4 protein-coding genes are annotated in these 9,203 nt (G+C 67.9%); 1 reads left to right on the top strand and 3 read right to left on the bottom strand.

The features are described 5' to 3' along the window. Nucleotides 1–6 precede the first annotated feature (6 nt). Nucleotides 7–1,065: a restriction endonuclease gene (locus OG219_RS04660; protein ID WP_266823135.1), complete on the bottom strand. Its 1,059-nt coding sequence runs from the start codon at nucleotides 1,063–1,065 to the stop codon at nucleotides 7–9. Nucleotides 1,066–1,587: 522 nt separating this feature from the next. Here OG219_RS04660 and OG219_RS04655 point away from each other — a divergent pair. Continuing rightward, nucleotides 1,588–2,535: a hypothetical protein gene (locus OG219_RS04655; RefSeq protein WP_266823133.1), complete on the top strand. Its 948-nt coding sequence runs from the start codon at nucleotides 1,588–1,590 to the stop codon at nucleotides 2,533–2,535. Between the two features lie 1,259 nt (nucleotides 2,536–3,794). Here OG219_RS04655 and OG219_RS04650 read toward each other — a convergent pair. Further along, nucleotides 3,795–3,977, bottom strand: a complete 183-nt coding sequence (locus tag OG219_RS04650; protein ID WP_266823131.1) for a hypothetical protein — start codon at nucleotides 3,975–3,977, stop codon at nucleotides 3,795–3,797. 2,447 nt (nucleotides 3,978–6,424) lie between these two features. Next, nucleotides 6,425–9,148, bottom strand: a complete 2,724-nt coding sequence (gene cas3, locus OG219_RS04645) for a CRISPR-associated helicase Cas3' (RefSeq protein WP_266823129.1) — start codon at nucleotides 9,146–9,148, stop codon at nucleotides 6,425–6,427. Nucleotides 9,149–9,203 lie beyond the last annotated feature (55 nt).

The following is a 9,203-nucleotide window of genomic DNA, read 5'->3' as shown; positions in this document are numbered from 1 at the left end:
AATTGCCTACGGGGCCCCGGCCCGGGACAGGGAACTCGCCTCGTAGCGCAGCTGGTAGGCGCGTACGCCGGTGCCGTTCATGCGGTAGAGCGTGATCGTCGACAGGAACTGCTTTTTGACCTCCGCGGTGCGGTGGCGCTCCTTCTCCCCGATGCCGCTGATCCACTCCTCGATGTGCTCTGGGAGCTTGAACGCCAATTCATAGGCGCCGACCGCGTCTGCGGGTGAGAGCGTCCATTCCGCCGCGGCTCCCACGCCCCGTCGCCTGATCCGCACCGTATGGTCGGGCTTCGCCTCGGCGTACTCCAGGAACCCTCGGTGATCATCGGCGGCGAGCGGCAGGATGAATGGCGCAGCCGGGAAACCGAGGAGCAGCTCCGCGTCGCTGTGCTGCCGGAGCACCGTGGCGAAGTCCTCAATCACGGTGCCGGCGGCCTGCTTGAACTTCCCCTCGGGGATGATGACAGGTGGCAGCTCCAGCGGGGATGTCTCCAGAGCCTTCCGCAGCTCGGATCGCATCCAATTCAGCGGAAATGGGGCCGATTTCGGCAGATGCTGCTGTGCTGCGCACAGACTCGTCGCCGTAGCTCCGATGTTGCCGAGCAGCCAGGCGAAGGAGGCACCCGACAGGTCCACGAGAGAGATCTGGTGGGCGAGTGCGTACTTCTGGGCGTCAGCGGTGAACCCGCTCGCGGAGAACAATGCGTATGAGTACTTGTACCGCTGCCGGGGCCGCGTCCCGGCGCCCGTCATGAAGTTCTCGTTCACGTCGTGCATGACACCATGGGCGTTCCGGACGACCTCCAACTCGCAGCGTGTCTGGTAGTACTTGGCTTCCAGAAACAGCCGCACCGGCATGGAGAACGCCGGGGTGAAGGCGAACTCCCCGAGAACGTCGACCTGGTGAAGCGCGCCCCGCCCTCGGACCCGGAGAGTCTGGCCCTCCGTCACCAACTCGACCGGATCCTGATCTTCGTGGACGAGAAGCCGGTAGCCACTGAAGCGCAGCAGCCAGGCCAGGGACTCTTCCAGTAAGTAGCCTCGCAACGACGAGTCCTTGAGCACCTTTGTGCTCCTTCCCGCTGAGCCGATCACGCACAGGCAAACGTGATCATCTCATCCGGGCGGCTGGAGGGGACGGCCACGTGACGAGTCACTGCGGGTTGGCCACGTCCACGTTGTAGGTGGGGACCCACGGCTTCTCCCGGCAGTTCCAGACACTCTCATTCGTTGGGCTGCCCAACACTGTGTGTGGGTTGGTTTGTTACTTCCGGTGGTTGCGAGTTCTCTCGGCCGTAGGGGTAGTGAATCTGTTCTTCGTCAGCCGGGCTCGCGTACAGAAACGGCCTGAGTTGTACGGCGGGGCCGGGGAGGAGGCCGTATGGCGGTTGGACTTCTGCCCCTTGATGGCCAAGGAATAAGCTCGGATTCATGAGCACCCCTTCTGAATCAGAGCCTGACAGTGCCGAGAGCGGGAAGCCCCGAAGGTCTCCAAGGGTAGCGAGGCGTGAGTGGTGGAGATCTCCCACGGTTCAGTACTTCACGGAAATTGAACAGCGCTACGGGAAAATGTTTCCAGTGGCGCGGATGATCGAGAATTCGATGGCAAAGCAAGCCTGGCCGTCCGAACCTATGTCGACGGCTCTGCAACGGCTTGCCGGGCCTGGAAGTGCGGAATCCGCGGCTTCTGCCGCCGTCGCCCGGATGAACTCCATCCAACTTGCCTCCCCTACATGGGGAGAATCCATTGCCACCCTTGTCGCCAAGCGATCCACGGCACTTTTCCCTCCGAATGTCCACGAGTGGCTTTCATCGGATGCCCTGCGTCACGCGACGAGCATTCCTGAACTGCTGCCGGACAATCTCGTGGACTTTGAGGAAGAGCAGTGGTATCAGCTCCTTTCCATCAGCAGCGAGGACCGGCTGTCCTTTGCATGGGCCCCGAGAAGCGAAGTGATCACGCTCTTGCTACAGGCCCCCGATGCCGTCGGCCGACAGGAGGTCTTGAACGAACACAAGGCGGTCATCCTTCAAGATCTGGGGGAATCGCTAGGTCAGGTCGATCGTCGAGAAATTGCAGAGCTGGCTACCTTTGCGGCCAAGGCCACAGAATGCGAGAGCGGCGGCTACACGGAGGCAGCCACGGCACTTGCAGCCAATGTCCTTGACTCCGCTCTGGAAAAATATCAACAGGCCATTCTCGATAAGCTCGATGTTCCGCGGAAAATTCAGAAGCGCCACCTTCTGACTCAAGAGATCGCCGGGAAACACCCCGGCGAGGTTGAGCGCGAGCAATTCTTTGGGTCAGGTAGGCTGATCTTGCTACTGGCTACCTACGGCCTGAATGGGGTGTTCGAAACCTACCGGCTACCGAAGCCGCCGGACCCTAAATTCAACCGAAACATGCTTGCCCACCGAGTGGGGGACGACACTTACAAACCGCACTATGCGCTTCATGCTCTGCTGCTGACGAACGCGCTCCTGAGGTGGTTGCACATCCAAGACCTCGGGGACGCCGAGCACTCGGGCGAGTGAATTTCGATCTTCATTTGAGCCCTCAAAGTCACCCCGCACAGTCTCCGCCCAGTCCTCACGCATGAACCATGCGGGACATTCCTATTGGACTGATGGCAGACCCTCGTGAGAGTGCGAAACGGTGGGGAACGGCTCTGATGACATTAGCGTCGGCAGCGCACCCACAGTCGCATCGGAGCACCGGTCGCGCCAATACGTGCCATCAGTCCAGGGGGGAGAAGAACTGCTCTAGGGCGAGCTTGCGCCACTCGCCCAGTTTCCATGACGCGGGCACCTGGCGTGTGGGCGATGCGGCGTGGCTCAGCTGCGGAGCCAGGAACCCGGGGGTGGGCCATTCGGTGCGTGGATTCCGCCTCGGGCGCAGCCCACGGCGTAGGTCGCCCAGTCGCGTGCGTGATCGCTTAGGGATCCGTCGCTTGTCATGTGGTGGAGGGTTGCCAAGGTGTCTGGGCTGCGCCATGGGGAGGACCGTGGCGCCTTGTATAGATGGCTGTCCGGGACCTTGGCGCCAAGGACCAGTTCGCTCAACACGCACCGTGCTTCTAGCGATCCGCCTGCAGCGGCGAGATCTCGTGCCGTCTGCAGGGCCAGCGCGGGCGAGATCCGACTCTCGCGCACCAGTTGGTGCAGTACAGCATGCCCTCAGGCAGGATGACGAACTGTCCCAGGCGACCTCCGCAGGCGCGGAGCCGACCACAAGCGCGAGCGCATCGACCCTGCGGACTAGGGGTGACCTCCGCAGGTGCGGAGCCAATGTCGCCCACCTGCTCGACGCACACAACAACATCAGGTGACCTCTGCGGATGCAGAGCAGACGACCGTATCCACCCTACGGTGTGCCGCGTCGACGGGTGGCCGTCTCCGCAGACGCGAGGCGGACCCACCCACCGATGCCGACGGCCTGAACCGTCGGGTCTGAGCCACCTCCGCAGACACGGAGCGGACGGGCTGGCTGCGCAGCACTGCACGGAAATCACGGGGCGACGCGGAGCAGACATCCCGGGCGCGCGGATGACGGAGGCGGCCGGCGAGTGACCTCTGCAGGTGCGGAGCATCCTTGATGATCGGCCCTGGCATGGTCGACGATGACGGGTTACCTCCGCGAGCGCGGAGCAGCGTGCCGCCGAACGACTGCATGAGGCCGGTGACCGGGTGACCTCCGTCGGCGCGGAGCAGCTGCCCCCGACCCTCGCAAGCCGCTTGGCGTGCGGGTGACCTCCGCAAGTGCGGAGCAGCCTCGGCCGCCCGGACGTTTGCGATCATTTGCGCCGGGTGACCTCCGCAGGCGCGGAGTAGACCACGCACGACGCCTCGTGCTCGTAGAGCAGGCCGGGTGACCTCCGCGAGTGCGGAGCAGAATCCATGTGGTAGAGCACCCGGGTGGCGGTGAACGGGTGGCCTCCGCGGATGCGGAGCAGCCTGGATCTCGCATTGGGACCCACGGCTGACCTCCACGGGTGCGGAGCAGACCCGGATCATCTGGGACGACGCCAACGTGCGGATCGGGTGACCTCCGTAAGTGCGGAGCAGCCCTGACCGTTGCCTTGCTGGGCCCGTCGGTGGATGGATGACCTCCGCGGGCGCGGAGCAGACTACGCCACCGCCACCCACCTCACGACCATGGACGGGTGACCTCCGAGGGTGCGGAGCAGACTACGTGCAGGCCCTCGAAGGCGCCGGCGTCACTGGGTGACTTCCGCGTATGCGGAGCAGACGACGACGAGTACGCGCAGTCCGAGATGCAGGCCGGGCGACCTCCGCGAGTGCGGAGCAGACTACTGCGAGGCGGGTGAGCCGATCCTGTACCACGGGTGACCTCCGCGGGTGCGGAGCAGACTGGGCCGAACTCCACACCCACAGCGCCTTCTCCGGGTGACCTCCGCAGTTGCGGAGCGGACGGCGCTCTCATGTTCCTACTCGCCGGCGTCATCGAGTGACCTCCGCGGGTGCGGAGCAGACACCAAGCCGTGCCTCCGGGTACCGTGCCCTGACGGGTGACCTCCGCGCGTACAGAGCGGACGCCTGCTGGTGGGGCGCCGCAGCCGAAGGAGGCGGGTTACCTCCGCGGGCGCGGAGCGGACGAGACCGGTCGCATCGGCCGGCCCTTCATCCGCGAGTGACCTCTACGTGTGCGGAGCGGACAGCTTCCGGCCAACCGCGACATAGGCGGGGTTCGGGTGACCTCCGCGGGCGCGGAGCAGACCGCAGGACCGTCGGCAACCACGGATGGCCTGGCGGGTGACCTCCGCCCTCCGTGGGCGCGGAGCAGACATCGCCCGCACCATCGGCAACGGCACGAACAACGGGTTACCTCCGCGGGCGCGGAGCGAACGCCGAGGAGAAGCTCGCGGTCTGGAACTGGTCCGGGTGACCTCCGCGAGTGTGGAGAGGGCTTCGCCGTGCCGTCACCGAAGTCGACGGACACCGGGTGACCTCCGCAGGTACGGAGCGGACTCTTCGTACGCGTTCGCCAGCTCCGCGGTTCCCGGGTGACCTCCGCTGTGTCACGCGGGTGCGGAGCGGACGTAGTCGACATGATCCGCGCGGCGTTCTTCTGCGGGTGACCTCCTCGGAGCGGAGCGGACGAAACCTCCCTGGCCGAGGCGACGCTGGAGAACGGGTGACCTCCGCGAGTGCGAAGCAGACTCGTAGGTAACCGGCCAGTCGTCGGAGGCGCCCGGGTGACCTCCGCGAGCGCGGAGCAGCCGGCCTCGGGGTCCCACCGGCCTGGGGCGGCATCGGGTGACCTCCGCGGATGCGGAGCAGACGGATCCGGCGCCACCGGCGTCTCCCCACCCGCCGGGTGACCTCTGCGGGCGCGGAGCAGACGAGGTCGGCCGAGGCTGCGGCTTCGACGTCGACGGGTGACCTCCGCGAGTGCGGAGCAGACTAGGAGTTCAGCCTTCTCCAGGTGCTCTGGCACGGGTGACCTCTGCGGGTGCGGAGCAGACCCGGTGAACATGGTGGTCCGCACGAACGGCACCGGGTGACCTCCGCGGGGTGCGGAGCAGACTACGGCACGCCTGCCTCCATCACGCTGTCCGACGGGTGACCTCCGCAGGTGCGGAGCAGACGCGCTGTACCTCTCCATCCCCGGTGAGGTCGCCGGGTGACCTCCGGGGGTGCGGAGCAGACTCGAGGTCGAGGGCGGCGCCGTTGCACCAGCGCGGGTGACCTCCGCGGGGTGCGGAGCAGACGACTCGGGGGTCGGCGGCTTCGACGCCTGGGTCGGATGACCTCCTCGGGTGCGGAGCAGACCGACTGCGGAAGGGAGGCGCCAGGCCCCGCGGCGGGTGACCTCCGCGGTGCGGAGCAGACAGGTCCTGGTAGCGCTCGCCCTCGGCAGCCAGCGGGTGACCTCCGCGGGTGCGGAGCAGACCCGGCCTACCTCGGTGAACTCGAAGACGTCGGCGGGTGACCTCCGCGGGTGCGGAGCAGACGCCGATGACATCGCCGGGGCGACGAAGCCCTGCGGGTGACCTCCTCAGGTGCGGAGCAGACGCGTGCCGGACGTGCCCGTAGTCACGCTGGAACGGGTGACCTCCGCACGTGCGGCGCGGACACGAGCGCGTGCCGCTGCCAGGCGTCGGTCTGCGGGTGACCTCAGCGACTGCCGGAGCAGACATGGCGCTCAGGAGGGTCAGCGGCCGCAACACCGGATGACCTCCGCGGGTGCGGAGCAGACTCCCTTTTCTTCTTGGTGACCTCCGCGAGGACCGGGCGACCTCCGCAGGTGCGGAGCAGACAGCTTCCTGTCGTTCTCGTCGACGATGAGCGACGGGCGACCTCCGCAGGTGCGGAGCAGACTCTTGCTGACCTGCACAGATAGGTCGGTTTTGCCATTTTGTTATCAAAGTGCGTGGCTCGCGGCCGGAGGAGCTGACAGGGGTCAGTGGCGTATGAGGCCGTTCTGTGGGTCGAGGCTGATGGCTCTTCCTGCTGCCCGGTAGGCGTTGATGGCGGTGGGGGTGACGGGGTGGGGCAGCAGGATGAGGTCGCGTAGGCCGGGGATGTGGGACCAGTTGTCGGGGATGTGGGTGGCGGGGCCGCGGCCGGTGAGCCATTGGCTGTTGACGGGGATGGTGGCCTGCATGAGCCGTCGGAGGGTGTGGCGGTCGTCGGGGTCGATGTGCTGGGGCAGGGCGGTTCGCGGGGTGTGGTGGGTGGGGTGGAGCCAGTGGTGGCCGTCGGGGGCGAGGTAGGTGGGCAGGATGCGGACGGTGTCGGCGCCGAGGCGGGTGGCGATCTGGTCGGGGTGTTCGTCGGTGTTGGTGAGCGGGTGCAGGTCGCGGACGGATGCCGGCGCGGGGATGGCGGTGAGGTGGGCGGTGGCGGCGCGTTGGGTGTCGTCGGCGAGGCGGGCGGTGTCGTCGGCGCCTGCGAACTCGGGTCCGTAGACCTGGTCGACGAGGCGTTGGACGTCCTCGGGGACATTGACCGGTTCGCCGTCGAGGGTGGTGAGGAGGTCGCGGGTGCGGCGCAGGAGGGAGGCGGGGTAGACGTCTCCCCAGGCAGGGGGCGGGAGTTGCCCGGCGGGGATGAGGACGGCCAGGCGCGGCTTGGCCGCCCAGGTGGGGCGGTCGGTGCGGGGGTGGCGGTGGCCGCGGCCGGCTCGCTGGAGGAGGAGGGCGAGCGGGGCGAGGTCGCTGATGACGAGATCGAAATCCACGTCAAGTGACTGTTCGGCGACCTGCGTCGTGATCACGACAAACGGCCGGTTGGGGCGTTTGCCGTTGGGGCCGGTCCATCGTTGGAGGCGGCGGGTGATCGCGGTGCGCTGTCGGGCGGGCATCCGGGCGTGCAGGATCCGCACGAGCGGCCGGTCGGTGCTGGTTGGCCAGGCGGTGTCGAGGAGGTCGCGGGTGGCCTGGGCGTCGGCGACGGTGTTGCAGATGACCAACGCGCAGCCCTTGCCAGCCTGTTCGAGGGGGGCGAGTAAGCCGAGCACGGCGCGGGCGCGGCCTCCTTCATGGTCCGGATTGTGGGTGTGGGTGCAGGTGTGGGTGTCGATGGTGAGGGGGTGGGCTCGGTTGGAGCCGAGGGTGGGTGAGGTGGTGATGGTTCCGGTGGTGTGGTCGATGTAGCTCCAGCCGGGGTAGCTGGGGTTGACCGGCGGGGTGTCGTGGTGACCGGCGCCGCGGCGGTAGGCGTGAATGAGGGCGGCGGCACTGGCGCCGGTGACGGTGGCGGACAGCAGGACGACGGGGACGCCGAGGGCGCCGAGCCATTCGAGTAGGCGCAGGGTCAGTGCGTGGCCGTGGGCGTCGTAGGCGTGGACCTCGTCGATGATGACGGTCTTGCCGGACAGGCCGAGCCAGCGCAGGGCCATGAAGCGGTGCGGGAGGACGGCGAGGGCGGCCTGGTCCCAGGTGCCGACGGCGATGCCGGCGAGGAAGCCGCGGTGGCGGCCGCGCAGCCATTCGGCCACGACGTCCGGGCTGCTGGTCGCGGTGGCGAGCTGGTCGGGTGTGTAGTCGGCGTCCAGCCAGGCCATCGCGTGCAGCAGCGTGATGGGGGGTGGGGTACGGCAGTTGGCGCGGGCGTAGGCGCGGACGCGGGCCCACATGGCGTCGGTGGTGGCCATGGTCGGCAGCAGGAAGGCCAGGCCCTTGGTGCCGGCGGACGGTCCCATGATGCGTTCGGCGAACAGGGCGCATTCGGTTTTGCCTTCGCCGGGCGGCGCGGTGATCAGCAGCAGGCCGGGGCCTTTAACGGCCAGGGCCGGGAGGGATTCAGCGAGGCTGGTCTGAAGGGGGTGCAGGGTCTTGCCGCGCAGGTGGGGGAAGAGGTTGTGGAAGCTGCGGGTGCGTCGCCAGGTGGGTGGGACGAGTTGGGCTTCGCGCAGCGTCTTGGGAGCGGCGCGGCGGGCACGTCGTACGTGGGCGTGCCAGTCGTGGGTGGGGTCGCGGTCCCAGCGGCGCTGGCGGGCGCGGATCCAGGGCAGTTGGGAGACGAGCCAGTCGGCCAGGATCACCAGGCCGGTGGTGACCGCCGCGGCGGGGCCGGTGGCCGGGCGGATGGGCCAGGCGGGGGTGCCGAAGAGGTCATGGATGAGGTGGACGAGGTGTTCGCGCTGCTCGTCCCATGCCTTCTCGCCCAGGCCGGGTGCTGCGGCGAGCGGGCAGGTGAGTTCACTTCCCTGGTGGGACAGGGCGATCGGGTAGGTGCCGTGGTGGCCACCGAGCAGCTGGCCGATCTGGTGGGCCACACCGCGGGTGGGACGGCCGGTGAGCGGCAGGCCGTGCAGGCGGTGCAGGAGTTCCGGCAGAGCAAGGTGTGTAGCCCGCTGGTGGCTCGGGCTGCTGGCGGCGGCGGGTGCGGGTTCGTATCCGGGCTGTCCGGTGAGCTCGTGGGCGCCCGGCACGCAGCCCTGGAAACCAGGAGTGATCTTGCCGAGGTCGTGGAGGCCGGCCAGGCAGATGACGAAGGTGCGGGCCTCGGTCTCGGTCATGCCCCAGCCCTCAGCGATGACCGTGCGCTGGCGGGGGGTGAGGTAGCGGTCCCACAGGGCCGCCGCCATCACAGCGGCGTCGATGGCGTGGCAGCCCAGCGGGTACGGGTGGGTAAGACCGCGTTCCTTGCCCCACAGCCGGGGCTCGAACGGAGCGGACACGCGCCCTGATTCCTCTCGTACGGACAGGCAGGCGGCCCCGGCGTCGGCCGGGGCC

The organism is Streptomyces sp. NBC_00038, assembly GCF_026343635.1.
GTDB lineage: Bacteria > Actinomycetota > Actinomycetes > Streptomycetales > Streptomycetaceae > Streptomyces.
Note: the sequence above shows the minus strand (reverse complement) of the source record. Positions and strands in the feature narration are given on the sequence as shown.

Coding starts and splice junctions, on each gene's coding strand:
- OG219_RS04655 (WP_266823133.1), top strand. CDS start 1,588: ATGATCGAGAATTCGATGGCAAAGCAAGCCTGGCCGTCCGAACCTATG.